The following is a 23,729-nucleotide window of genomic DNA, read 5'->3' as shown; positions in this document are numbered from 1 at the left end:
CACTGTCTCGCCATCCCAGTGAGTGGCCCGGATCAGGGGCCGGCCGATTGAGCGACGTCCGCGCCGGCATCGGCCGCGCTGCTGCCATACGTCATGGTCCGGCCGCGGAAGAAGTCCGGGGCTATCGCCCACCAGATCACCATCAGGATCGATCCCAGCACCAGCGCGCCGATGCCGACCGCCGCGACGGCGCCCACTCCGAGGATCGTGATGTTGTGGCCGTTGTCGTCGGTCAGCCACTCGGGTCTGGCGTACTGGTTGAGCCCGTAGATCAGCACGATCAGTAGGGTCATGCCGCCCAGCAACGGGACGATGCCGCGCGTTACGAGATTTCGCACCGACCTGGTAAGGGTGCGGCGGTAGTACCACGCGCACGCAAAACCGGTGAGCCCGTAATAGAACGCGATCATCAACCCCACCGAGCCGATCAGCGCGGCAAGCAGATTCGTGCTGATGAGCGTGAAAAGAACGTAGAAGACGACCGACACCACGCCGACCGCGACGGTGGAGGTGGTCGGCGTGAGGTAACGATCGTGCGTCTTCGCGAACGACGCCGGTAGCGCCTTGAACACCCCCATCGACAGGGTGGTGCGCGCAGTCTTCAAGATCGTCGTCTGCGTCGACGCCAGGGCAGACGTCAGGATCGACGTCCCCAGCGCCAACATTGCGATCTTTCCTGGGATGCCGTTGCCGAACAGTACTGGACCGATGGACGCGAAGGCGTCCTTCGAGTTGCGGGGATTACCCAGCCCGATGCCCTGGGTCCCGACACCAGCGAACGCGATGGCCGACACGGTCACCACCGTGTAGGTCCCCAGCAGCAGGAGAGCCGAGATGATGGCGGCACGGCCAGGCGTGCGGCTGGGGTCGTCAGATTCCTCGTTGCATGCCACCGCGGTGTCCCAGCCCCAGTACATGAAGATGGCCATCAGGGCTGCTGGGGCGATGGTGTTCCCGAAATCAAGACCACCCGGCCAGAACCAGGACAGCGACGGATGCAGCGAAAACCCTTGGATGTCAAGGGTATACGTCTTGACCAGTGCGACCATCGAGAAGACGAGCAGCACCACGATTTGAAAGGCCAGCAGCGCGTTGAGCAATCTGGCCGAGACCTGGATTCCGCGGTAGCAGACATAGGTCATCGCCACGATCCAGAAGACACCGACGACCGTCGGCCACAACCTGCTGCTGGACACGTCCGCGAGCGAAACCCAGCCCAGGTCCGCGGCGAATCTGAACGAATAAGCCGCGGAGATCTCGGCCAGATTGGCCATCACAATCACTTCTGCGGCGATGATGCCCCAGCCGCCCAGCCATCCGACGATGGGACCGAATGCCCGCGTCGCCCAGGTGAACGTGGTACCGCAATCCGGCTCGGCTTTGTTGAGTTCCTGGTAGGCGATGGCGATCAAGTACATCGGGATGAATGAAATGAGAACGACGGCTGGGGCTTTGACGCCACAGAGCTGCGCGCCGCCACTGGCCACGATCAGACCCAGTGTCGCGGCGAGGCTGTAGGCCGGCGCCATGGACGCCAACCCCACCACCACGCTGGAAAGCAGGCCGAGTGCACCGCCCCTGAGGCCCTTGCCCTCGACGGTCGCGGCTGCGGTGCCGCTCTCCGGACCGGTCATGACCTCACCTTTGCTCATCGCACCGCTCTGCGCCCATCTTGCCCCGGCGCGGCCATGAGTCTGAACTCGGCGCCGAAAGTGACTGCGCCAGTGGCCGTCTGGTCACTCGTTACGCCGGCTCGGGTCGTAAAAGGACTTTGGACCCTATTTCCCTCCATCCCGCGTGTGCCATCTTAATGTAACCGCACGACACATATACATCATGTAGACAGATAACTGAGGGGATTCCGTGTCCAAGGACCTGACTAACGTGCAGCTACTCCGCGAACTCGAACCGGTGGTTGAGCAGCTATTCAACCGCCACCTGTCGATGTTCAAGGAATGGAATCCGCACGACTACGTGCCCTGGTCGGATGGCAGAAATTTCTATGCGCTGGACGGCCAAGATTGGGAGCCTGGACAGACCCGGCTCCCCGACGTAGCCCAGGTGGCGATTGTCCAAAACCTGCTGACCGAGGACAATTTACCGTCCTATCACCGTGAAATCGCGATGAACTTCAGCATGGACGGCCCCTGGGGGCAATGGGTGAATCGGTGGACCGCGGAAGAGGCCCGGCACAGCACGGCGCTGCGCGATTACCTGGTGGTCACCCGCGCGGTCGACCCGGTAGAGCTGGAAAAGCTCCGCCTCGAGCAAATGACGCGAGGTTTCAGCCCCGGCCAGAATCGGCAGGGCGATATGTTTGCTGAGAGCCTGTTTGATTCCGTCATGTATGTCTCGTTTCAAGAATTGGCCACCCGCGTCTCGCACCGCAACACGGGCAAAGTCAGCAATGACCCGATCGCAGAGCAGCTGATGGCCAGGGTGTCGCACGACGAGAACCTGCACATGATCTTCTACCGGGATGTCAGCGCCGCGGGTCTAGACATCGCGCCCAATCAAGCGATGAAATCGGTGCACCGAATCCTGCGCAACTTCAAGATGCCCGGGTTCACGGTCCCGGAGTTTCGGCGCAAGGCGGTAATTATCGCCGTCGGCGGTGTCTACGACCCGCGCATCCATCTCAATGAAGTGGTCATGCCCGTGCTCAAGAAGTGGCGCATCTTCGAACGGGAAGACTTCTCCGGTGAGGCCGCATGGATGCGCGACGACCTCGCCGCGCTGGTCAAGGAACTCGAAGAAGCCTCCGACAAATTCGACGAATCCAAGCAGCGCTATCTGGAGCGCGAGGCGCGTAAGACCGAGAAGATCACCGCCAGCAAAGTGCTCCAAACGAAGGGAACGCTGACGCTCAGCGGGCACTGAGAATGCGCGCTGGTCGCGTGCCGACGGGCTCTGGGTTAACTGACGCCATAAGCAGAATCACGTCGCCGACCACCCGAATGGGGGACGGCCGATCGAGCCATCGCTACTAGCTTCGTCTCAGCTCTACCGAGGAGAAGCCATGAGCGACACCGCAGATCCGACCGATCATTTCCGCACGACGTGTCCGCATGCCGGCGAATTCTTCATCGACCGACTGTGTTGGCCGGGACTGATCGCGATCGTGCTGGGAGTCGCTTCGCTGGTTGGTGGCGTGGCCGCCGCAGCGTATGGGCACCAGGATTGGACGCTGACGCTGGTCACGGTCGCAGTACCGGTGATCGTCGCCGGCCTGGTTTGGCTTGCGCTGGAACATCGTCGGGTGTTGAAGATTGAAAGTCGTTGGCTCTCCCTGTATTCCGTTGGGCGCCCGAGCTACTGATCCGCCGTCTCACGGATAGGACGGTCAGCCGTGACGGCGTCATTCGCGGAGCAGAACTGCCGCAACCAGTTAAACCACGTCGTCATGCCGTCGCCGGCGCGCGCACTGATCGGAAGTATCTCCGCGGTCGGATTAACTTGCCGAATGTGGTCGACGTAGGTCGCGATGTCGACGTCGAGGTGGGGGGCCAGGTCGATCTTGTTGAGCAGCACGACATCCACCGACCGAAACATCACCGGGTATTTCAGTGGTTTGTCTTCACCCTCGGTGATCGAGTAGACCATTGCCTTGGCGTGCTCGCCGACGTCGAATTCGGCCGGGCAGACGAGATTGCCGACGTTTTCGATGATGACCAGGTCCAGTGCCGGCAGCTCGAGCCCCTGCAGTGCTCGGCTGACCATTGGGGCGTCCAGATGGCACTCACCGCCAAAGCCATTGCTGGTGTTGAGCAGTGATATCTGGGCACCCCGGCCGTCGAGCTTCGCGGCGTCGAGGTCGGTGGCGATGTCGCCTTCGATCACCCCGAGGGACAATTCGGCGGCGAGTGCGTCCAGGGTGGCGGCCAGCACCGTGGTCTTTCCCGATCCAGGCGAACTCATCAAGTTCAAGGCGCGGATGCCGTTGGTCTCGAAGGCGTGGCGGTTGATGGCGGCGCGGCTGTCGTTTTCGGCGAAGATGGACTCGAGTACCTCGATGCGCTGTGAGCCGGACGCATATCCGCTGTGGTCGCCGTGCTCGTGCTGGTGGCCCTCGCGATCGTGGTCATGGCTGTGTACCGTGCCGTCGTCGTGACGGTGAAATCTACCCACGCACTTGCCCTTTCATGACAGTTCGACCGACGTGACCAGAAACTCGTTGCCACTGAGCACGTCAACGTCCGTGCTCGCGCAACTGGGACAGCAGACCGAGAACCGAGACTGGATCCGCGACTGTTGTGTGCAGGTGTGGCACAGTACCTCGGCGGGAACGAGGTCGAGTTCCAGTTCGGCATCGACCATGTTGTCATCGAGGTGCTGACACACCAACGACCAACAGAATTCCAGCGAATCGGGCACCACCTGACGTAGCGCACCGACTTGGACTCGGACGATATCGACGTGACGACCCGCCGCATGGGGCTTGACCACACCAGCGATGGCCCTACACAACGACAGTTCGTGCACTACACCATGCTGCCTTGCAGGGGACAACGCTGTCGCGAAAATAAACTGCGGAAAAACGCAGACTTTGTGTGCGAAATTGTGATTGTCGACACATCGGGGCCCGGTCTAGCCTGGGCGTGACCGCCCGTGCCGCCAGCCCATAGGCGCGGGGGTCCTTGCTGCTCAGGAGGTTGGTGGTGGGCAGTCAGCGTGGCGCGCTAGCGAGCGTGCGATTGCGCCTCCATATTGCCGGCGTCGTTCAAGGCGTGGGATTCCGCCCCGCGGTCGCGCGTATCGCCGCACGTCACGGCCTGGCGGGGTGTGTGTACAACGATTCCGGCTCGGTGCACTGCGAGTTCGAGGGCACACCCGATGCCGTCCAGGCAGCCGTCTCGGCGATCAGCGTCGACCGCCCGCCGATGTCTCGCATCGATTCCATCGAGACCATCGCACTGCCTCCGAATGGCGAATCCGAGTTCCGCATCGTCGACAGCCGGACCGTCGCTGACCGACGCACGCTGGTGCCTCCGGACATCGCCGTTTGCGCCGACTGCCTGCGCGAACTCCGCGACCCCGCCGACCGTCGTTACGGCCACCCGTTCATCACGTGCACCAACTGCGGCCCGCGCTACACGGTGATCACCGACCTGCCCTACGACCGGCCCGCGACCACCATGGCGCATTTTCCGATGTGCGCCACCTGTTCGGCCGAGTACCGAGATCCCGCCGACCGACGGTTCCACGCGCAAACTATCGCCTGCCCCGACTGCGGACCGACGCTGTCTTGGCGCGGTCCCGGTGGCGGCCTCGAACCGCTAGCCGCCGCCGCGCACGCGCTCGAGAACGGCCTGATCGTCGCCATCAAGGGCATCGGCGGGTTCCATCTGGCCTGCCGAGCCGACAATGCCGCGACGGTCGCAGATCTGCGGCGCCGAAAAGGCAGGCCTGCCAAGCCGTTCGCGGTGATGGTAGCGGATATTAGTGCAGCGCAACGCATTTGCAACATTAAGGCCGCGTCGGCTGAACTGCTGCAGTCGCATGCGGCGCCGATAGTCTTGCTGGCCGCCCGTGACGACTCGATGCTCGCCGGCGTGGCGCCTGGCCTGTCCGAACTCGGCGTGATGCTGGCCTACTCGCCCGTTCACCATCTGCTCTTCGATCGTCTGGGGCCGGTGCCGCTGGTGATGACGTCGGCCAACGACGGGGGCTCTCCGATCGTCTTCCGCGATGGCGACCTGACTTGGATCGACGGGCTGGCGGATGCCGTGCTCACCCACGACCGGCCCATCCATGTGCCGTGCGAGGATTCGGTTCTCACGGTCGACGACGACGGCGCCGTGGTGCCGATCCGACGATCCCGCGGCTACGCGCCGCTTCCCGTATCGGTACCCGCTGCGGCCGATGCTCCCGTCGTCCTGGCAACCGGGGGGGACCTCAAGACGACGTTTTGTCTGTTGTCCTCCGACGGAAACGCGCACTTGTCATCGCACCTGGGCGACATGGCCGACCCGCGGACCCAGACATGTTTCGAGTCGGCATTCGACCACCTGGCGTTCATGACCGACCGGCATGCCACGCTCATCGCGTGTGATCTGCATCCGTCGTATGCCACCACAAGATGGGCGCAACGGCAGGACCAGCCGGTCGTGCAGGTGCAACATCACCACGCCCACGCGGTATCTCTGCTGGCCGAGCACGGCCGGCTCGACTCCCCGATGCTCGCGGTCGCATTCGACGGCACCGGCTACGGCACCGACGGCACCATCTGGGGCGGTGAACTCCTGATGGTCAGCGACCCGGCCGCCTGCACCCGGGTCGGACACCTCAAGGCCTTCACTTTGCCCGGCGGCGACGGGGCCGTGCGTCAGCCGGCCCGCATCGCGCTGGACCTGCTGTACCGAGCCGGGATCGAGTGGGCGCCGGACCTCCCGGCGGTCGCGAGTCTCAGTGCGCAGGCACGTTACGTCCTCGCCCAACAGCTTCCGCTTGGCGTCGGATGCGTCGAGACCAGCAGCATGGGCCGCCTGTTCGACGCGGTCGCCAGCCTGCTCGGCGTGTGCCAGGAGGTGAGCTATGAGGGGCAGGCGGCTGTCGAACTCGAGCACCTGGCGCGCCGCGGCCGACCGGCACCGTTGGACTTCGAGGTGACCGACGGTGTGTTGGACCCGATGCCGTTGATCACCGAGTTGGTGCGGGGTTGGCGCGCCGGCATGCCGCCGGCCGATCTCGCCGCCGGGTTCCACGCCGCCGTCATCCGAGCCACGGCGAAGGCGGTCGGTCAGACGGCCGGCGCCCTCGGCACCGTCGGGTTGACCGGCGGTGTATTCGTCAACCGTGTGCTGCGCGACGGTCTGCGTAATGAATTGGCCGGCAACGGTTTCGAGGTACTGACTCATGCGGTATTGCCGTGCAACGACGGCGGACTTGCGCTAGGTCAGGCCGTGATCGCGGCACGGCAGCAAGAAAGGGCGGCATAGTTATGTGTCTCGGAATTCCCGGAAAGGTCATCGACACCTGGGACGAGGCGGGGACGCGGATGTGCACCGTCGACTTCGGCGGCACCACCAAAACCGTGTGCCTCGCCTACCTTCCGGACATGCAGATCGGGGAATACACAATCGTCCATGCCGGATTCGCCATCACCCGACTCGACGAGGCGTCGGCAAATGAAACGCTGCGAATGTTCCAGGACCTCGGCGTGCTGGATGAGGAACTGGCCGGGGACGAAGGCCAGGGTAGGAGGGAGCCGGCATGAAATACCTCGATGAATTCCGTGATCCAGCGGCCGCGCGCACTTTGGTCGCCAACATCAAGAGGCGCGTCACCAAGACCTGGACCATCATGGAAGTCTGTGGCGGGCAGACGCATTCGATCATTCGCAACGGCATTGACCAATTGTTGGACGGTGCGGTGGAATTCATTCATGGACCGGGATGCCCGGTCTGTGTCACGCCGCTGGAGATGATCGACCGTGCCCTGGAGATCGCGGCCCGCGATGACGTGATCTTCTGCTCCTTCGGCGACATGCTGCGGGTACCGGGCAGCAGTCAGGATCTGTTCGGTGTACGTGCTCGGGGTGGCGACGTCCGAATCGTGTACTCGCCCTTGGACGCCACTCGGGTGGCGGCGGACAATCCCGACAAGCAGGTGGTGTTCTTCGGTGTCGGCTTCGAGACCACCGCGCCGGCCAACGCGATGGCAGTTGTGCACGCCAAGCGACTCGGCCTGACGAACTTCTCCATGCTGGTCTCACATGTGCTGGTGCCCCCGGCCATGACGGCGATCTTGAGCTCGCCGACCAACCGGGTCGAGGCCTTTCTGGCGGCCGGACACGTCTGCACGGTGATGGGCACCGGCGAATATGGGCCGCTGGTCGATGATTTCCGGGTTCCCATCGTGGTGACCGGTTTCGAGCCGCTCGACTTGCTCGAAGGCGTTCGGCAAGCTGTCGACCTGCTCGAGGCGGGCACCCCGCAGCTGCGCAACGCCTATCCGCGCGCGGTGACCGCCGCCGGAAACGCGGTCGCGCAACAGACCCTCGCGGATGTGTTCGCGGTGACGGATCGACAATGGCGCGGCATTGGCCTGATCCCGAAGTCCGGGTGGACGCTGTCGTCACGCTACGCGGAGTTCGACGCCGAATTGAAGTTCGGTGTCGGGCATCTGCGGGTGGCCGAATCGGCGGAATGTCACAGTGGGGAAGTGTTGCAGGGCCTGTTAAAACCCAACGAATGTCCGGCTTTTGGAACGTCGTGCACGCCGCGCACGCCGCTGGGTGCGACCATGGTGTCCAGCGAAGGCGCCTGCGCCGCCTACTACCAATTCCGGCGGTTGGAAGCCACTGCTCATGCCTGAGTCGCACGTCGCCACCGATCCGGCCGACTGGGTGTGTCCGCTGCCGTTGCGCGAGACGAAACGTATTGTGTTGGGCCACGGTGGTGGCGGTGTGCTGTCCGAGGAATTGATCGAGAATCTATTTCTGCCCGCGTTCGGCGCCGCGGCCGGTGCGGCCCGTGATTCCGCACTGGTTGACGTCGCGGGTGGACGGATCGCGCTGACCACCGATTCATATGTGGTGCAACCGCTTTTCTTTCCGGGTGGCAACATCGGCGACCTGGCGGTCAACGGCACCGTCAACGACTTGGCTTGCAGTGGAGCCCAGCCGCTCGCGCTGACCGCCGGGTTCATCCTCGAGGAGGGGCTCGAGCTGGACGTGCTCGGCGCGGTCGCCGAAACCATGGGCAGGGCGGCCGCCAGCGCCGGGGTCGGCATCGTCACCGGCGACACCAAAGTGGTTGCCCGGGGCGGTGCGGACCAGCTTTTCGTCAACACCGCAGGGGTAGGTGTCGTGCCGGCGGGGGTCCATGTCGGGCCGGAGAGGGCCCGCGTCGGCGACCACATCATCGTGTCGGGCAACGTGGGCGAACACGGCGTCGCCATCATGAGCGTGCGGGAGGGCATCGACTTCGGCACCGTCGTCACGACCGACAGCGCACCGCTGCACCGACTGGTTGCGGCCATGCTCGCCACCGCCGGTGCCGGTGTGCACGCGCTACGCGACCCTACCCGTGGTGGCCTCGTTGCTGCGGTCGTCGAGATCGCTCGCGCTGCCTCGGTCGGTATCGAACTCGATCAGGCGGCAATCCCGGTCCCCGATACGGTTTCGTCGGCATGCTCGTTCCTCGGACTGGACCCGCTACAGGTGGCCAACGAGGGAAAGATGGTGGCGTTCATCGACCCTGCGCACAGTGAGGCAGTGCTGGATGCCATCCGGTCGCGTCCCGAGGGCGCCAACGCCGCGATCATCGGCCGAGTTGTCGCCGAACATCCCGGCATGGTGGTGGGCAGGACGCCATTTGGCACCACTCAGGTCATCGAACGTCAACTGGGCGAGCAACTTCCACGCATCTGTTAGGACCGGGCCGCCCGGAGATCTCGACGTCGAAGATGACCGCCACCAGTGCCACGAGTCATCCGGATGCCGCGGCGATGCTGCGCAGCGCGGCGTCGAAGACCGCCGCCGGGGTCAGGCCCAGATGCGCTGCCACCTCGGGACCCGGCCCGCTCTCGCCGAAGCGGTCGATGCCGATCACCGTGTCCGCCGGCCGCGCCAGAGCTCGCCAGCCGCTGCTCACGCCGGCTTCGATCCACACGACCGGCAGATCGGGCAGTGCGGTGCCGTCGGCCTGCAGCGCGGCGGCGATGCGTTCGCGCCACATCACCGAGATGACGATCGCCGATATCCCGTGCTCGCTGAGCAATTCGGCGGCATCGAGTGCCAAGGCGACCTCCGAGCCGCTGGCCGCCAAGATCACATGAGCGGTATCGGCTACCGGCCGCACCACCCGCATGCCGTAGTGGCGGATGTCGTCCAGCCCGGCAGCGCCGAGGACCGGCAGATCCTGCCGGCTCAACACCAAAGCGGTAGGGCCGTCGGTGTTATCCGCCGCCAGTTGCCACGCCAACGCCGTCTCGGCTGCGTCGGCCGGACGCAGCACCGTCAGCCCCGGAATCAGTCGAAGCGACTCCAGCTGTTCAACCGGCTGATGGGTGGGACCATCCTCGCCGACATGCACTGAATCATGCGTAAACACATACACCACAGGCAATTTCATCAATGCCGAGAGCCGCAGAGCCGGACGCAGATAGTCGGCGAACACCAGAAAGGTGCTGCCGAAGGGGCGCAGCCCACCGTGCAGGGCGATGCCGTTCATCACCGCCGCCATCGCGTGCTCGCGAATACCGAAATGAATCGTGCGGCCGCTGTAGTCCTCCGGTGTGATGTCACCACCGGGGATCGCGGTGTTGGTCGAGGCGGCCAGATCGGCGGATCCGCCGACCAACCCCGGGTAGACGGCGGCCAATGCTGCCAGTGCCGCACCGGATGCCTTGCGCGTGGCTGACTTTCCACCGGAGGCCAGGCCGTCGGCCAGCGACGTGAGCACCGACAGGTCTTCGGCGGCGGGAACCGTGTCGAGCGGGAAGTCCGCTGACAGCTGCGGACGGTCAACCTGCCACGCCGCATGCATCTGAGCCCACCGCGCATGCGCCGTGCTGCCCCGCGCAGCCACCACGGCGGCGGTCGCGCTGACCGCGAGCGGCACGTGGAAATGCTCGTCGGGCCAGTCCAAGCGGGAGCGCATGGCATGGAGCACTTCCGATCCCAACGGGCTCCCATGTGCTTTCGAAGTGCCTTCGACGCCGGGCGCCCCAAACCCGATGATCGTGCCCACCCGGATGAAGGTGGGCCGGCCGTCTGTCCGAACCGCCTCGGTCAACGCGTGGTCGAGCGCGGCCACGTCGTTCCCGTCGGGGACGCTGAGCACTCGCCAGCCGTAGGCGCTGAACCGGCCCTCGACGTCGTCGGTGCAACTTTGTGAGGCCGATCCGTCGATGGTGACGTCGTTGTCGTCGAAGATCACAATCAGCTTGCCGAGCCGGAGGCGCCCCGCCAGTGATGCGGCCTCGTGGCTGATGCCTTCCATCAAGTCGCCGTCGCCGGCGAGCACCCAAGTGCGGTGGTCGACGACGGTGTGTTCATCGGTATTGCATCGTGCGGCCAGCATCCGTTCGGCCAACGCCATGCCGACCGCGTTGGCAAGCCCTTGTCCCAATGGGCCCGTGGTGGTTTCGACGCCGGCGGTATGACCGTACTCGGGGTGCCCGGGAGTCAGCGAGCCCAGCTGCCGGAACTTCCGCAGTTGCTCGACCGGCATGTCGTAGCCGAACACGTGCAGCAGGGAATAGAGCAGCATCGAGCCGTGGCCGGCGGACAGCACGAAGCGGTCGCGGTCGGGCCAGCGGGGATCGGCGGGGTCGTGACGCAGGTGGCGCGACCACAACGTCCAGGCGATCGCGCTGGCACCCAACGGTAGACCCGGATGTCCGCTGCCGGCGGCCTGCACGCCGTCAGCGGCCATGAACCGCAGCGTGTTGATGGCTAGCCGGTCCAATTCGTCTGTGCCAGTGGAGGGTTCGGTCACGCTGGGGGCCAGCGTGGTTCCTGGTGTGCCGGTCGTTCTGGGTGTGATGGTCACGGTGCCACCAGCCTTCCGTTGGTCTCGCGGGCGGCCGCGCGAAGTGCGCTCGCCGCCTCGGTCATGTTCGGTCCGGCGAACAGCGCCGAACCGGCACAGAACACGTCGGCTCCGGCCGCTGCGGCAGCGGCGATGGTGCCCGGTCCGATACCGCCGTCCACCTCGAGCTCGATATCCAGTCCGCGGCGGTCGATTTCGGCTCTGGCGGCCGCGATCTTGGATTCCATGCTGGTCAAATAGCGTTGGCCGCCGAACCCGGGGTTGACCGTCATGATCAGCAGCAGGTCGGTGACGTCGAGTACATCGAGGACCGCGCCCAGCGGGGTGGCCGGGTTAAGGGCGACGCCGGCGCGGGCGCCAAGACCGCGGATGCTCGTCAGGGTGCGGTGCAGGTGCCGACACGCCTCGGCATGCACGATCACGATTTCACAACCGGCTTCGATTACCCAGCGCGGCAGCATCGGGTCGGGATCCTCGACCATGAGGTGCGCCTCGAAACCCATTGTGACTCGGTCGCGGCAGGCCGCGATCACGTCCGGACCGAAGGTCAGATTGGGGACGAACCGTCCGTCCATGACATCCCACTGAATCCGGTCCACACCGGCGCGCTCGATGTCTGCGACGTCGCGGCCCAGTTCGGCGAAGTCCGCCGTCAGCACGGACGCGACCAATGTTGGTGTCACCAAAGCGATTCCTCCCTGCAACTCGTTGCCAGCACGTTAGGGCGCAATGCGGGAACGCTGAATCCCCCAACGCGGGGGAATCCGGGGTGACATTGTCACCGGTGAAATCCGGCAAAAGGAGATGACGGCATCGGCATTCGGCAATTATCGTGTTCGCATGACGGCGGTTACTGCAGTGCCTATTACGGGTCCCGTTCGGGTCGTATTGGTTGACGACCATGAAATGGTTATCGAGGGCCTTAAGGCGATGCTCGCCTCTTTCCGGAACCGCGTGCGGGTCGTCGGTGAGGCGGTGGGCGCCGAAAATGCACTCAAGGTCGTCGAGAGCCTGCAACCCGACATTGTGCTCTGCGATGTCAGAATGCAGGGCGCCAGCGGCCTCGACCTGTGCCGTGCCATCCGCGAACGCAATCCCGCGAGCAAGGTGATCCTGCTGTCGGTCTACGAGGACGAGCAGTACTTGTTCCAGGCCCTGCGGGTCGGGGCGTCCGGCTATCTGCTGAAGGGCATCAACAGCGACGAGCTGGTGCGGCAGCTGGAGTATGTCCAGAGCGGTTCGACTGCCATCGACGCGGGCCTGGCCGCGCGGGCCGCCGACACCGCGGCACGACTGCAACGCGACGAATTCTGGCCGGGCGCGCGACAGGGCCTGAGTCAGCGGGAAAGCGAAATCCTGTCGTTCGTCGTGGCCGGCCTGTCGAATCGCGGCATAGCAGGCAAACTCGTCATCGGCGACGAGACGGTCAAGAGTCACCTGCGCTCCATTTATCGCAAGCTGGGCGTCAACGACCGCACCGCGGCGGTGGCCGTCGCGCTGCGCGAGGGGATCTACCAGTGACGGGATCGGTGCGGGGTCTGGTGGACGCTGACCGCGAGGTCGCACTGCTGCTCGACATCGTGGCCGCCACCGGCAGCGGTCCGGCGATCGAGCCGGTAGCGGCGGCGGTTGCGCGACTCATCACCGCGGCCACGGCATCCGACGTGTGCTTCGTGCACGTCCTCGATGATTCCGGCGGGTCGCTGACCCTGGCCGGCGCAACACCACCTTTTGACGAATGCGTCGGCCAGGTTCAGCTGCGACTTGGCGAAGGAGTCTCGGGGTGGGTGGCGCAACACCGTGAACCCGTTGTCATCACCAGCCGCAAAGACGAAGACCCTCGCTATGTGCCGATCGCGGCGTTACGCGGCTCAGACTTCACTTCGATGGCATCGGTGCCGATGGAGACGGGACCGGGCCGGCTCGTGGGCGTCCTCAATGTGCACACGGTGGCCCGCCGGGAGTTCACCGACCGCGACATCGAGCTGTTGCTGGCGATCGGGCGGTTGACCGCCGGCGCGTTCGACCAGGCGCGGGTGCACCGGCAGTTGGCCGCGCGGGAACGGGTGCACGGCAGTTTCGCCGAACAGGTGATCGCCGCGCAGGAATCCGAACGCAGGCGGTTGGCCGGCGATATTCACGACGGGATCTCTCAGCGGTTGGTGAGCCTGAGTTACCGGCTCGACGCGGCCGCCCATGCCGTCGAGACCGACGACCACGCCGAGGCCACTGAGCAGCTCGAAAAGGCCCGTGATCTGGTCGATCTCACGCTGGCAGAAGCCCGTTCGGCGATCGGCGGGCTCCGACCACCCGTGCTGGACGACCTGGGTCTGGCCGGCGGTCTGGCCAGCCTGGTATCGACGATCCCGGAGGTAGACCTCGACCTGGAGTTGGCCGATGAACGGTTGCCCGAACATGTCGAGGTGGCCCTGTACCGGATCGCGCAGGAATGCTTGCAGAACGTCGTGAAGCACTCCCGCGCGATGACCGCCACGGTTCGCTTTGCTGTCGAGGCAGGCGTAGCCCGACTGGAGGTTGCCGACGACGGGGTCGGCATCGCCGGATTCGATCCGTCCGCCCGCCCGCCCACTAGCTACGGCATGCTGTCGATGACAGAACGTTCCGAGCTGGTGGGCGGGCGGCTGGCCGTGCACTCGACGCCCGGATCGGGTACCACCGTCACGGTGACGGTCCCGCTGGATGGCGCGGGCATCACAGATCAGGCCGGTTGAAGCTCGTCTCGCAGGCGCACCGCGGAGGCGTTGGCCGACACATGACCGAAGAGCGCTTCCTGCGCCGCGCTGACCTTTGTTTCATCACCGCGCCACGCCGCCAGTGCCGGTGACACCAAGGCCCTGCCGAAGGAAAAGGTCAACGGCCAGGGTGTGCGATGGGCCTGCAGCGCCGTCAGGTTGCGGGTGGCACGCGTCGGCGACTGTCCTCCGGACAGAAACGCCACACCGGCGAGGTCGGCCGGCCAGGCACGCAGCACCGAAACCGTGGCCGCGGCGACCTCTTCCGCCGTGGCTTGGGTGGGGTGGTCTTCGCCTTCGATCACCATGTTGGGTTTGAGCACGATGCCGGCCAGGTCCACGCGTAGCAGGCCCAGCTGCTGGCGCACCGCCGCATGCACCTCGGCGGTCACTTCGGCGCAACGGGCGATGCTGTGGTCGCCGGTCATCAGCACCTCGGGTTCGACGATCGGCACGATGCCCGCTTCCTGGCAGGCCGCCGCATAGCGGGCCAGCGCGTTGGCGTTGCATGCGATGGCGCCCCAGCTGGGGGTGCTTTCGGTGATGCTGAACACGGCCCGCCACTTGGCGAACGCGGCGCCCATTTCCGCATACCGGGCCAGTCGGGCCGGGAGTCCGTCCAGCCCCTCAGTCACCATTTCACCCGGCAAACCCGGGCAGGGCTTCGCGCCCGCGTCGACTTTGATGCCGGGCAGCATGCCGAGTTCGCGGACCCGTTGCGGAAACGGCCGCCCATCGCTGAAGACCTGGCCCAGCGTTTCGTCGCAGAAGATGATGCCCGAGACGCCATCCGAGAGGCCGGGCGTGCTGGCCAGGATTTCGCGGTAGTTCCGCCGGCTGTCCGAGGTCGCGGTGACGCCCGCCTGCTCGAGACGGGCCGACATCGTCGTAATGCTCTCGTCAGCGGCAAGGATGCCCTTGCCGGGCGACGTCATGGCCTGGGCGATCTTCCTGCACGTGCTCATCAATGCTTCCTGTCTCTTGGGGTGCGCACACGGTAAGAGCAGTGCCGATAAGGCGGCGTCACCCGAATGGTGGAAACAATGGGGGTCGCCCAATACTTAACTATTCAGCTAAGTATCAGCCGCCTATTATCGATGGACAGGTTGATTATTCGCTGACACGATTCGAGCCATGACCGACAGATGGAACGCGGGAGTGATCCCGTACGCAGAGATGGGCTACTGGCAGCCGGATTACCAGCCGAAGGACACCGACGTCCTGTGCGCCTTTCGGATCACCCCACAGGAGGGGGTCCCTCCGGAGGAGGCGGGCGCCGCCGTCGCCGGTGAATCGAGCACCGCGACGTGGACGGTGGTCTGGACGGACCGGCTCACCACCTTCGAGCACTACCAAGCCAAGTGCTATCGCGTCGACGCGGTGCCCAACGCACCGGGGCAGTGGATCGCGTGGATCGCCTACGACCTCGACCTGTTCGAGGAGGGCTCCATTGCCAACCTGACCAGTTCCATCATCGGCAATGTGTTCGGGTTCAAACCGCTCAAGGCGCTGCGCCTGGAAGACATGCGGATCCCTACCCACTACGTCAAAACCTTCCAGGGCCCCGCACACGGCATCGTGATGGAACGCGAACACCTCGGCAAGTTCGGCCGACCGCTGCTGGGCGCCACCACCAAACCCAAGCTCGGCCTCTCCGCGCGCAACTACGGCCGCGTCGTCTACGAGGCACTGCGCGGCGGACTGGACTTCACCAAGGACGACGAGAACATCAACTCCCAGCCATTCATGCGATGGCGAGACCGCTTCCTGTTCTGCATGGAAGCCGTCAACCGGGCGCAGGCCGCCACCGGAGAGATCAAGGGGCACTACCTCAACGTCACCGCCGGGACGATGGAGGAGATGTACGAGCGGGCGAACTTCGCCGCCGAGCTCGGGTCGGTGATCGTGATGATCGATCTGACGATCGGTTACACCGCGATCCAATCCATGGCCAAATGGGCCCGCGACAACAGCGTCATCCTGCATCTGCACCGCGCCGGGCACGGCACCTACACGCGGCAGAAGTCACACGGCGTCAGCTTCCGGGTCATCTCGAAGTGGATGCGGCTGGCCGGGGTCGACCACATCCACGCCGGAACGGTGGTCGGGAAACTCGAGGGTGACCCCAACACCACGGCCGGGTTCTACGACACACTGCGCCTCGACCACGTCGAAGCCGACCCGGTCAAGGGCCTGTTCTTCGACCAGGAGTGGGCGTCCATGCCAGGCGTCATGCCGGTCGCTTCCGGCGGCATCCACGCCGGTCAGATGCACCAGCTGATCCACTACCTGGGCGAGGACGTGGTGCTGCAGTTCGGCGGAGGCACGATCGGGCACCCGATGGGAATCGCCGCCGGGGCCGAGGCCAACCGGGTCGCATTGGAGGCCATGATCAAGGCCCGCAATGAGGGCCGCGACTACTACAAGGAAGGCCCCGACATCCTGAAGAAGGCCGCCTCTCGCAACCGCGCGCTGGACACCGCGCTGGCCACCTGGGGCGACATCACCTTCAACTACGAATCCACCGACACCCCCGACGTCGTCGCGACGCCGACCCGGGTTTAAGGAACCACACATGCGCATCACCCAGGGCACCTTCTCCTACCTGCCCGATTTCACTGACGAGGAGATCACCGCCCAGATCGATTACGCCCTCGACCACGGCTGGCCGCTGTCGGTGGAGTTCACCGACGACCCGCATCCGCGCAACATCTACTGGGAAATGTGGGGGCTTCCGATGTTCGACCTCAAGGACGCGGCCGGGGTGCTGCTCGAGGTCAACGCGTGTCGGGCGGCAAACCCGAACAGCTACATCCGGCTTAACGCGTACGACGCGAGTTTGGGCCGGCAGACGACGGCGCTGTCGTTCATCGTCAACCGGCCCGCCGAGGAGCCCGGCTTCCGGCTGGACCGCGCCGAGCGGGCCAACCGGCAGATCGGCTACAGCACCTTCGCTTACGCCACCGAGCGGCCGAGCGGGCAGAGGTATGAGACGTCATGACCGCGTTCGGCTACCGGCCGGCTCTCGCCGAGCCGGAAGCGGAGCCGACGCCGGAGACCCTGGACCCGGACGCCGTCGTCGACCTGGCGGCGGCCCGGGCTAACTCGGGTGTCGATGAGGTGCTGTCGGGGCTGGACCGCGAGCTGGTCGGCCTGGAGCCGGTGAAGACCCGCATCGCCGAGATCGCGGCGCTGCTGCTGGTCGACCGCATGCGGGAACGTTTCGGTGTGCAGGCAGCCCAGCCGACCCTGCACATGTGCTTCACCGGCAATCCCGGCACCGGCAAGACGACGGTGGCAACGCGGATGGCCGACCTGCTGCACCGGCTTGGCTACCTGCGCCGCGGCCATCTGGTCAGCGTCACCCGCGACGACCTGGTGGGGGAGTACGTCGGGCACACGGCACCCAAGACCAAGGACGTCATCAAACGCGCGATGGGCGGCGTGCTGTTCATCGACGAGGCCTACTACCTCTACAAGGTCGAAAACGAGCGTGACTACGGCGGCGAAGCCATCGAGATCCTGTTGCAGGTGATGGAGAACAACCGGGACGACCTGGTGGTGATCCTGGCCGGCTACGCCGACAAAATGGACCAATTCTTCTCGGCCAACCCCGGAATGCAGAGTCGCATCGCCCACCACATCACGTTCCCGGACTACACCGTCGGCGAACTCGAGGACATCGCGGGCCTGATGATCGCCGGCTTGGGCTACCGGTTCTCCGAGGAGGCCCGCGGCGTGCTGCATAGATACCTCCAGCTACGTCGCGACCAGCCATGGTTCGCCAACGCGCGCAGCGTACGCAACGCGCTGGAGCGGGCCCGGCTGCGGCATGCGCGCCGGCTTCTTGCCGACGCCGACACGCCGGTCGGCCTGGCCGAGCTGACCACGATCGAAGCGGTAGATCTATTGGCCAGCCGGGTGTTCGAGACGCGGGAGACGGCATGACAACAAATGCGCGCCTGCGGGCGCTGGTCGAGGTGGCTGATACCGGGTCGGTGCGCGGGGCCGCCGAACGCCTGGTGGTCACCGAGTCGTCGATCTCGTCGGCGTTGCGGGCTTTGAGCAGCGACATCGGCATCACGCTGGTCGATCGGCACGGTCGGGGAGTGCGGTTGACGCCGGCGGGTCTGCGTTATGTGGAGTACGCGCGCCGCATCCTTGGCCTACACGACGAGGCGATTCTGGCCGCGCGCGGCGAGGCGGATCCGGAGAACGGCTCGATCCGGCTGGCCGCGGTGACATCGGCGGGGGAGTTGCTGATCCCGGCGGCGCTGGCGTCGTTTCGCGCGCAACATCCGGGGGTGGTCCTGCACGTCGAGGTGGCCGCGCGCAGCGCGCTGTGGCCGATGCTGTCGCGGCACGAAGTCGACCTGGTGTTCGCGGGTCGGCCGCCCGAGGAGTTGCGCAAGAAAGTCCGGGTCCGCGCGATCAGCCCGAACACGCTGATCGTCGTCGGGTGCCCGGAGTTGGCCGACGGCTTCGCGGCGGGGACGGCCACCTGGCTGTTGCGCGAGCAGGGTTCCGGCACCCGCTCGACGCTGATGACGTTGCTCGAGGAGCTCGATGTCGCGCCGCCACAGCTGGTGCTCGGCTCGCACGGTGCGGTGGTGGCGGCGGCCGTTGCGGGGCTGGGCGTCGCGCTGGTGTCGCGGCAGGCGGTGCAGCGCGAACTCGACTCCGGCACGCTCGTGGAGCTACCCGTGCCGGGTACTCCGATCAAACGGCCCTGGCATGTCGTCAGCCAACCCACGCCGCCCATGGCCACCGAGTTGCTCATCGAGCACCTGGTCTCCCATCCCGAGCTCGGCTGGCGTCAGGTGAGCGCGGTGCCTCGCGCGTCGTAGCAACGACCCGGCGAGGGATCAACGCCGCAGCGTATCGGAGGGCGCCTCGCCCCACCGCTTGCGGTATTCCACGGCAAAACTCCCGAGATGGTTGAAGCCCCATCGCTCGGCGACAGCCGTGACGGTGATCCCGTCGGAGGGCATCGCGTCCATGAGCTCCTCGTGGACGCGCTCCAGCCGCCGCTCGCGAACGTAGGTCATCGGCGTCATGTTCAGTTCGTCGCGAAAGCCCTGCTGGATCGAGCGGACACTCATATGGACCACTCTGGCGAGATCGTCCATGGTGATGCGCTCGGCGAGATGGTCGTCGATGAAGTTCATGGCGTCATGGACGACGGCCCGGCGTGGATCTGGCTGAGCCGGCTGGAGAAACTCTTCGTGATAGTTGGACGGCTGCAGCTGCAACAGGGTGCTCATCACCAGTTCCTCGATCGCACCGATGCCCTGGCCCCGCTGGATCAGCGACCCGGGGTGGAACACTTCGCTGTGGATGAGCTGAACCGCGGTATGCCAACGCATGGCGGCCTCGCTGGCGAGGTCGAATTCGGGTTCGAACTCCAATGGCCGTGTCAGGGTTCGGCCCAGGAGCCGGGTGAGGTGGGCGGCCATGGCGCGCTGCTCGATCCGGATCAGCAACTGCGGGGAGTCGTGGTCGAACTGGATCCGCAGCGCTTCGCCCGGGCTGGTCACTACCGCGCGGATGGTGTTGGCTTCGAAGTTGCGGCCGCGGTGGTCGACCATTGCACGTCCGTTCATGGGCATGTGCACACCGAAGTACTGGCCGAGCACCGGAATGTCGACCGTGGCCGCGACATGCACGTCGAGGTACAGCATGCTGACGTTGCGCAGCCGCACGCCGTGCATGGTCGCAGCAAACCCCGCGGCGTCATCGGGGCCCACCTGCAACGACAACGGCGCCAACGCCTTGCCCATCAATCGCGTGGCTTCGGCCGGGTTCTCGGTGTAGAAGATCTCGTTGTCAGCCAGGGCCGGTGGGACGCCTCGCGAACGGACCTTGCGCCGCACCGGGTTCGCGGTGCGGCGGACGTCGATATAGCCCAGACGGGTTAGCCGCGACACCGCGTAGCGCCTGCTTGTAGCAGCATGGACACACCGTCGAATCGTGAAGCGCTTACTAAACAATCGGTGACAATCATGCAAGTCTCCCGGCAACTGAGCGCGCACCAGCGCGCTTAACTTTTCGCAATCCTGACAGCTGCTGCGCGAAAGCGATAGGCAGAACGCCAACCGGCCGCTAGTTTGTGATCGGGACCACAGCTCGCTGTGGTCCTCGCGAAATCGGGGAACAGCCCACCCGATCCGTCCAGGAGGTGCCATGTCGGCAAACGGTCAGGTCGCCACTCTGTCGCCGTACGACCAGTTGCGCGAACGGCTCGACGACCCGACCGTCGCGGCGGCGCTCAACAGCCTGCTCGACCACGCCGATCTGTTGGCGATCCTGCTGACCGGCCTCGACGGCTTCGTGCGTCGCGGTGACGAGATCAGTGAGACGTTGGCCTCGAGTGTCGGCGAACTGCGCGCGGGAGCGCGCAGCGCCTCGATGGCCGGCCTGCCCGGCTTTGGCGGTGTGGCATCCGACGCAGGGTCGGTCGAGCTGTCGGCGCTCGCCACAAGTTTGTCGGAACTGGCGTCGTCGCTGGTGACTGCCGCGCCGGCGCTGACCAAGATCCTGCGGTCGCCGCTCGTCGATCCGCAGGCCGTCGATGTGCTGGCAGAGGTGGGCCAGGCCCTCGTCGTGGGGAAAGCGGCCGCCACGGCGGATCCCGGGGGCCCGAAAGGGTTGTTCGGGCTGTGGCGGGTCAGCAAGGACAAAGACGTCAACCGGGGCTTGGGTTTCCTGGTACAGGTAGCGCGAGCATTCGGCAGGCGTCTCCCGCAGTAAAACGGACTTCAGCCCACGATTCAGCAATGCGGCCGCGACCTCGGCCGCCATTTCGGAAGGAGTTTCCAATGGCTTCTGTTTTATGGTTTCAAGGCGGCGCATGTAGTGGGAACACAATGTCCTTTCTTAATGCCGAGGAGCCAAATGTTGTCGACTTGATCGTCGATTTCGGGCTGGACCTCTTATGGCATCCCTCATTGGGGCTCGAACTCGGAAAGAATGCGCAGAAGGTCTTCTGGGATTGCGTCAATGGTGAGCGGCCGCTGGACATATTCGTGTTCGAGGGCACGGTCATCGAGGCGCCAAACGGCACCGGCCGCATGGACATGTTCGCGGATCGTGCGATGAAGGACTGGGTCACCGACCTGGCCGCGGCCGCGCAGATCGTCGTGGCGATCGGTGACTGTGCATGTTTCGGCGGCATCCCGGCCATGGAGCCCAACCCGTCGGCGTCGACCGGCCTGCAATTCCACAAGCGCGACAAGGGCGGATTCCTGGGCCCCGACTTCCGATCCAAGATGGGCCTGCCCGTGATCAACATCCCCGGTTGCCCCGCACACCCCGACTGGATCACCCAGATCCTCGTCGCGTTGGCCACCGGTCGAGCCGGCGACATCACCCTCGACGAACTACACCGGCCCGAGACGTTCTTCAAGACGTTCACCCAGACCGGTTGCACGCGAGTGCAATTCTTTGAGTACAAGCAATCGACGACGTCGTTCGGAGAGGGCACCCGCACCGGCTGCCTGTTCTACGAGTTCGGTTGCCGCGGCCCGATGACCCACTCACCCTGCAACCGGATCCTGTGGAACCGCCAGTCGTCGAAGACACGAGCCGGTATGCCGTGCCTGGGTTGCACCGAACCGGAATTCCCGCACTTTGATCTCGCGCCAGGGACCGTGTTCAAGACTCAGAAGGTCAGCGGCATGATCCCGAGGGAAGTGCCGGAGGGATCGGATCACCTGACCTATATGGCGCACGCTGCGGCCGCCCGCATCGCCGCACCGCAATGGTCCAAAGAAGACATGTTCGTGGTCTGACGACCCCGCACGCCCACAGCCCCGGTAGTGCTAGATATCTCAGGAGGATTATTCATGACTGCGCTCGACCTCTATGTCAGCCCATTGGGCCGCGTCGAGGGAGACCTCGACGTTCGCGTCACCGTTGAGGACGGCGTCGTCACGTCGGCCTGGACCGAGGCCGCGATGTTCCGGGGCTTCGAAATCATCCTGCGCGGCAAGGACCCGCAGGCCGGCCTCATTGTGTGTCCGCGCATCTGCGGCATCTGCGGCGGCAGCCACCTCTACAAATCGGCGTACGCGTTGGACACCGCGTGGCGAACGCACATGCCGCCCAACGCCACGCTGGTGCGCAATATCTGTCAGGCCTGCGAAACACTGCAGTCCATCCCGCGCTACTTCTACGCGCTGTTCGCGATCGACCTGACCAACAAGAACTACGGGAAGTCCAAGCTCTACGACGAAGCGGTGCGTCGGTTCGCCCCCTACGTCGGTACGAGTTACCAACCGGGCGTGGTGCTTTCGGCAAAGCCGGTCGAGGTGTACGCGATCTTCGGCGGGCAGTGGCCGCACTCGAGCTTCATGGTGCCCGGCGGGGTGATGTGCGCGCCGACGCTGTCCGACGTCACCCGCTCGATCGCTATCCTCGAGCACTGGAAGGACAACTGGCTCGAAGCACGCTGGCTGGGGTGCACCATAGACCGCTGGCTGGAGAACAAGACCTGGGAAGACGTACTGGCCTGGGTGGACGAGAACGAATCCCAATACAACAGCGACTGCGGCTTTTTCATCCGCTACTGCCTGGACGTGGGCCTGGACAAGTACGGCGCCGGCGTCGGCAACTACATCGCCACTGGCACCTACTTCGACCCGTCGTTATATGAGCATCCGACGATCGACGGGCGCAATGCCGCGCTGATCGGCCGTTCCGGGGTGTACGCGAAGGGTCAGTGGTATGAGTTCGACCAGGCCAACGTTCGCGAGGACGTTACGCACTCGTTCTACGAGGGCAGCCGCGCGCTGCATCCCTTCGAAGGTGAGACCATTCCGATCGACCCCGAGCAGGGCCGCAAAGACGGCAAGTACAGCTGGGCCAAGTCGCCGCGGTACGCCGTAGGCAACCTGGGCAATATCCCACTGGAAGCCGGCCCCTTGGCTCGTCGGATGGCGGCCGGTGGTCCGAATGCCGCCGCACACCAGGACAACGACCCGCTCTTCGTGGACATGTACAACAAGATCGGACCCAGCGTCATGGTCCGCCAGTTGGCTCGCATGCATGAGGGCCCCAAGTACTACAAGTGGACCCGCGAGTGGCTCGACCAGCTCAACCTCAAGGAAAGCTTCTATTCCAAGCCTATCGAGCACGCCGAGGGCATGGGGTTCGGATCGACCGAAGCCGCACGCGGTTCGCTTTCAGACTGGATTGTGCTCGAGGACAACAAGATTAAGAACTATCAAGTTGTGACCCCCACCGCGTGGAACATCGGTCCGCGAGACAGTGGACAGGTGCTCGGCCCGATCGAGAGCGCGTTGGTCGGTTCGCCGATCGTGGACCCCGAAGACCCGGTGGAACTCGGCCACGTCGCGCGCAGCTTCGACTCCTGCCTGGTGTGCACCGTGCACGCCTATGACGGCAAGACGGGTAAAGAGTTGTCCCGGTTCGTGATCAACGGGATGGTGTGATCCTGACTGCTCACGACTGCGGCTTG

At 65.1% G+C, this 23,729-nt stretch carries 22 protein-coding genes; 15 read left to right on the top strand and 7 right to left on the bottom strand.

Annotated features, from left to right (window positions below; genetic code table 11):
- Positions 1 to 32 precede the first annotated feature (32 nt).
- Positions 33 to 1,652 (bottom strand): APC family permease, encoded by a 1,620-nt coding sequence (locus tag ACAG21_RS16445; RefSeq protein ID WP_370497230.1) that lies wholly within the window; start codon positions 1,650 to 1,652, stop codon positions 33 to 35.
- A 211-nt stretch (positions 1,653 to 1,863) separates the two neighbouring features.
- Between ACAG21_RS16445 and ACAG21_RS16440 the strand changes: the two genes are divergently transcribed.
- Together ACAG21_RS16440 and usfY are read left to right on the top strand one after the other, a co-directional pair.
- The gene (locus ACAG21_RS16440) at positions 1,864 to 2,880 is read left to right on the top strand and encodes an acyl-ACP desaturase (protein WP_370497228.1); all 1,017 of its coding nucleotides are present in this window, start codon (positions 1,864 to 1,866) and stop codon (positions 2,878 to 2,880) included.
- A 139-nt stretch (positions 2,881 to 3,019) separates the two neighbouring features.
- Positions 3,020 to 3,319 (top strand): protein UsfY, encoded by a 300-nt coding sequence (usfY, locus tag ACAG21_RS16435; protein ID WP_370497227.1) that lies wholly within the window; start codon positions 3,020 to 3,022, stop codon positions 3,317 to 3,319.
- Here usfY and hypB read toward each other — a convergent pair.
- On the bottom strand, positions 3,313 to 4,128 hold the full coding sequence (hypB, locus tag ACAG21_RS16430) for a hydrogenase nickel incorporation protein HypB (RefSeq protein WP_370497225.1): 816 nt from the start codon (positions 4,126 to 4,128) through the stop codon (positions 3,313 to 3,315). The two genes, usfY and hypB, sit on opposite strands and share 7 nt — an antisense overlap.
- Positions 4,129 to 4,140: 12 nt before the next feature.
- Positions 4,141 to 4,482: a hydrogenase maturation nickel metallochaperone HypA gene (locus ACAG21_RS16425; RefSeq protein ID WP_370497223.1), complete on the bottom strand. Its 342-nt coding sequence runs from the start codon at positions 4,480 to 4,482 to the stop codon at positions 4,141 to 4,143.
- A 206-nt stretch (positions 4,483 to 4,688) separates the two neighbouring features.
- Between ACAG21_RS16425 and hypF the strand changes: the two genes are divergently transcribed.
- The 4 genes from hypF to hypE are packed head-to-tail and all read left to right on the top strand — an operon-like array spanning position 4,689 to position 9,376.
- Positions 4,689 to 6,938 (top strand): carbamoyltransferase HypF, encoded by a 2,250-nt coding sequence (gene hypF, locus ACAG21_RS16420; protein ID WP_370497221.1) that lies wholly within the window; start codon positions 4,689 to 4,691, stop codon positions 6,936 to 6,938.
- A 2-nt stretch (positions 6,939 to 6,940) separates the two neighbouring features.
- Entirely contained in the window at positions 6,941 to 7,216 is a 276-nt protein-coding gene (locus ACAG21_RS16415) for a HypC/HybG/HupF family hydrogenase formation chaperone (RefSeq protein ID WP_370497219.1), read from the top strand.
- The gene (gene hypD, locus ACAG21_RS16410) at positions 7,213 to 8,316 is read left to right on the top strand and encodes a hydrogenase formation protein HypD (protein ID WP_370497218.1); all 1,104 of its coding nucleotides are present in this window, start codon (positions 7,213 to 7,215) and stop codon (positions 8,314 to 8,316) included. Before ACAG21_RS16415 ends, hypD begins: the two co-directional genes overlap by 4 nt.
- Complete coding sequence (hypE, locus tag ACAG21_RS16405; RefSeq protein WP_370497216.1) at positions 8,309 to 9,376, top strand: hydrogenase expression/formation protein HypE; 1,068 nt, start codon at positions 8,309 to 8,311, stop codon at positions 9,374 to 9,376. The genes hypD and hypE overlap by 8 nt, the downstream gene beginning before the upstream one ends.
- 55 nt (positions 9,377 to 9,431) lie before the next feature.
- On the opposite strand, the gene tkt is transcribed toward hypE, so the two are convergent.
- Both tkt and rpe read right to left on the bottom strand, forming a co-directional pair.
- Positions 9,432 to 11,498, bottom strand: coding sequence for a transketolase (tkt, locus tag ACAG21_RS16400; RefSeq protein WP_370497214.1), 2,067 nt, complete (start codon positions 11,496 to 11,498; stop codon positions 9,432 to 9,434).
- Positions 11,495 to 12,181, bottom strand: coding sequence for a ribulose-phosphate 3-epimerase (gene rpe, locus ACAG21_RS16395; protein WP_370497213.1), 687 nt, complete (start codon positions 12,179 to 12,181; stop codon positions 11,495 to 11,497). The genes tkt and rpe overlap by 4 nt, the downstream gene beginning before the upstream one ends.
- Positions 12,182 to 12,338: 157 nt before the next feature.
- Here rpe and ACAG21_RS16390 point away from each other — a divergent pair, with 157 nt between their 5' ends.
- Together ACAG21_RS16390 and ACAG21_RS16385 are read left to right on the top strand one after the other, a co-directional pair.
- On the top strand, positions 12,339 to 13,019 hold the full coding sequence (locus ACAG21_RS16390) for a response regulator (protein ID WP_370497212.1): 681 nt from the start codon (positions 12,339 to 12,341) through the stop codon (positions 13,017 to 13,019).
- Entirely contained in the window at positions 13,016 to 14,230 is a 1,215-nt protein-coding gene (locus ACAG21_RS16385) for a GAF domain-containing protein (RefSeq protein ID WP_370497211.1), read from the top strand. Before ACAG21_RS16390 ends, ACAG21_RS16385 begins: the two co-directional genes overlap by 4 nt.
- Here the strand turns inward: ACAG21_RS16385 and ACAG21_RS16380 are convergent.
- Positions 14,218 to 15,216 (bottom strand): class I fructose-bisphosphate aldolase, encoded by a 999-nt coding sequence (locus ACAG21_RS16380; RefSeq protein WP_370497209.1) that lies wholly within the window; start codon positions 15,214 to 15,216, stop codon positions 14,218 to 14,220. The genes ACAG21_RS16385 and ACAG21_RS16380 overlap by 13 nt on opposite strands.
- Positions 15,217 to 15,385: 169 nt before the next feature.
- Here ACAG21_RS16380 and ACAG21_RS16375 point away from each other — a divergent pair, with 169 nt between their 5' ends.
- Genes ACAG21_RS16375 through ACAG21_RS16360 form a run of 4 tightly spaced genes read left to right on the top strand, consistent with a single transcriptional unit; the run spans position 15,386 to position 19,098 of the window.
- The gene (locus ACAG21_RS16375) at positions 15,386 to 16,816 is read left to right on the top strand and encodes a form I ribulose bisphosphate carboxylase large subunit (protein ID WP_370497208.1); all 1,431 of its coding nucleotides are present in this window, start codon (positions 15,386 to 15,388) and stop codon (positions 16,814 to 16,816) included.
- 10 nt (positions 16,817 to 16,826) lie between these two features.
- On the top strand, positions 16,827 to 17,252 hold the full coding sequence (locus tag ACAG21_RS16370; protein ID WP_370497206.1) for a ribulose bisphosphate carboxylase small subunit: 426 nt from the start codon (positions 16,827 to 16,829) through the stop codon (positions 17,250 to 17,252).
- Positions 17,249 to 18,199: a CbbX protein gene (gene cbbX, locus ACAG21_RS16365; protein WP_370497204.1), complete on the top strand. Its 951-nt coding sequence runs from the start codon at positions 17,249 to 17,251 to the stop codon at positions 18,197 to 18,199. The genes ACAG21_RS16370 and cbbX overlap by 4 nt, the downstream gene beginning before the upstream one ends.
- Entirely contained in the window at positions 18,196 to 19,098 is a 903-nt protein-coding gene (locus ACAG21_RS16360) for a LysR family transcriptional regulator (protein ID WP_370497203.1), read from the top strand. Before cbbX ends, ACAG21_RS16360 begins: the two co-directional genes overlap by 4 nt.
- Before the next feature lie 18 nt (positions 19,099 to 19,116).
- Here ACAG21_RS16360 and ACAG21_RS16355 read toward each other — a convergent pair whose 3' ends face one another.
- Positions 19,117 to 20,178: an AraC family transcriptional regulator gene (locus tag ACAG21_RS16355; RefSeq protein WP_370497201.1), complete on the bottom strand. Its 1,062-nt coding sequence runs from the start codon at positions 20,176 to 20,178 to the stop codon at positions 19,117 to 19,119.
- A 256-nt stretch (positions 20,179 to 20,434) separates the two neighbouring features.
- Here ACAG21_RS16355 and ACAG21_RS16350 point away from each other — a divergent pair, with 256 nt between their 5' ends.
- From ACAG21_RS16350 to ACAG21_RS16340, 3 genes are all read left to right on the top strand, one after another.
- Positions 20,435 to 21,001: a DUF1641 domain-containing protein gene (locus tag ACAG21_RS16350; RefSeq protein ID WP_370497199.1), complete on the top strand. Its 567-nt coding sequence runs from the start codon at positions 20,435 to 20,437 to the stop codon at positions 20,999 to 21,001.
- Positions 21,002 to 21,069: 68 nt separating this feature from the next.
- Complete coding sequence (locus ACAG21_RS16345; RefSeq protein WP_370497198.1) at positions 21,070 to 22,041, top strand: hydrogenase; 972 nt, start codon at positions 21,070 to 21,072, stop codon at positions 22,039 to 22,041.
- Positions 22,042 to 22,095: 54 nt separating this feature from the next.
- A complete protein-coding gene (locus tag ACAG21_RS16340; protein WP_370497196.1) occupies positions 22,096 to 23,703 on the top strand; it encodes a nickel-dependent hydrogenase large subunit in 1,608 nt (535 codons plus the stop codon).
- Positions 23,704 to 23,729 lie beyond the last annotated feature (26 nt).

Origin of the sequence: Mycobacterium sp. pR1184 (assembly GCF_041287235.1) — a bacterium.
Lineage (GTDB): Bacteria > Actinomycetota > Actinomycetes > Mycobacteriales > Mycobacteriaceae > Mycobacterium.
Note: the sequence above shows the minus strand (reverse complement) of the source record. Positions and strands in the feature narration are given on the sequence as shown.

Bases quoted from the DNA above. Each gene is read 5' to 3' on its own strand.
- ACAG21_RS16445 (WP_370497230.1), bottom strand. From the start codon at position 1,652: ATGAGCAAAGGTGAGGTCATGACCGGTCCGGAGAGCGGCACCGCAGCC.
- usfY (WP_370497227.1), top strand. From the start codon at position 3,020: ATGAGCGACACCGCAGATCCGACCGATCATTTCCGCACGACGTGTCCG.
- ACAG21_RS16415 (WP_370497219.1), top strand. From the start codon at position 6,941: ATGTGTCTCGGAATTCCCGGAAAGGTCATCGACACCTGGGACGAGGCG.
- hypD (WP_370497218.1), top strand. From the start codon at position 7,213: ATGAAATACCTCGATGAATTCCGTGATCCAGCGGCCGCGCGCACTTTG.
- hypE (WP_370497216.1), top strand. From the start codon at position 8,309: ATGCCTGAGTCGCACGTCGCCACCGATCCGGCCGACTGGGTGTGTCCG.
- ACAG21_RS16390 (WP_370497212.1), top strand. From the start codon at position 12,339: ATGACGGCGGTTACTGCAGTGCCTATTACGGGTCCCGTTCGGGTCGTA.
- ACAG21_RS16380 (WP_370497209.1), bottom strand. From the start codon at position 15,216: ATGAGCACGTGCAGGAAGATCGCCCAGGCCATGACGTCGCCCGGCAAG.
- ACAG21_RS16375 (WP_370497208.1), top strand. From the start codon at position 15,386: ATGACCGACAGATGGAACGCGGGAGTGATCCCGTACGCAGAGATGGGC.
- ACAG21_RS16370 (WP_370497206.1), top strand. From the start codon at position 16,827: ATGCGCATCACCCAGGGCACCTTCTCCTACCTGCCCGATTTCACTGAC.
- cbbX (WP_370497204.1), top strand. From the start codon at position 17,249: ATGACCGCGTTCGGCTACCGGCCGGCTCTCGCCGAGCCGGAAGCGGAG.
- ACAG21_RS16360 (WP_370497203.1), top strand. From the start codon at position 18,196: ATGACAACAAATGCGCGCCTGCGGGCGCTGGTCGAGGTGGCTGATACC.
- ACAG21_RS16350 (WP_370497199.1), top strand. From the start codon at position 20,435: ATGTCGGCAAACGGTCAGGTCGCCACTCTGTCGCCGTACGACCAGTTG.
- ACAG21_RS16345 (WP_370497198.1), top strand. From the start codon at position 21,070: ATGGCTTCTGTTTTATGGTTTCAAGGCGGCGCATGTAGTGGGAACACA.
- ACAG21_RS16340 (WP_370497196.1), top strand. From the start codon at position 22,096: ATGACTGCGCTCGACCTCTATGTCAGCCCATTGGGCCGCGTCGAGGGA.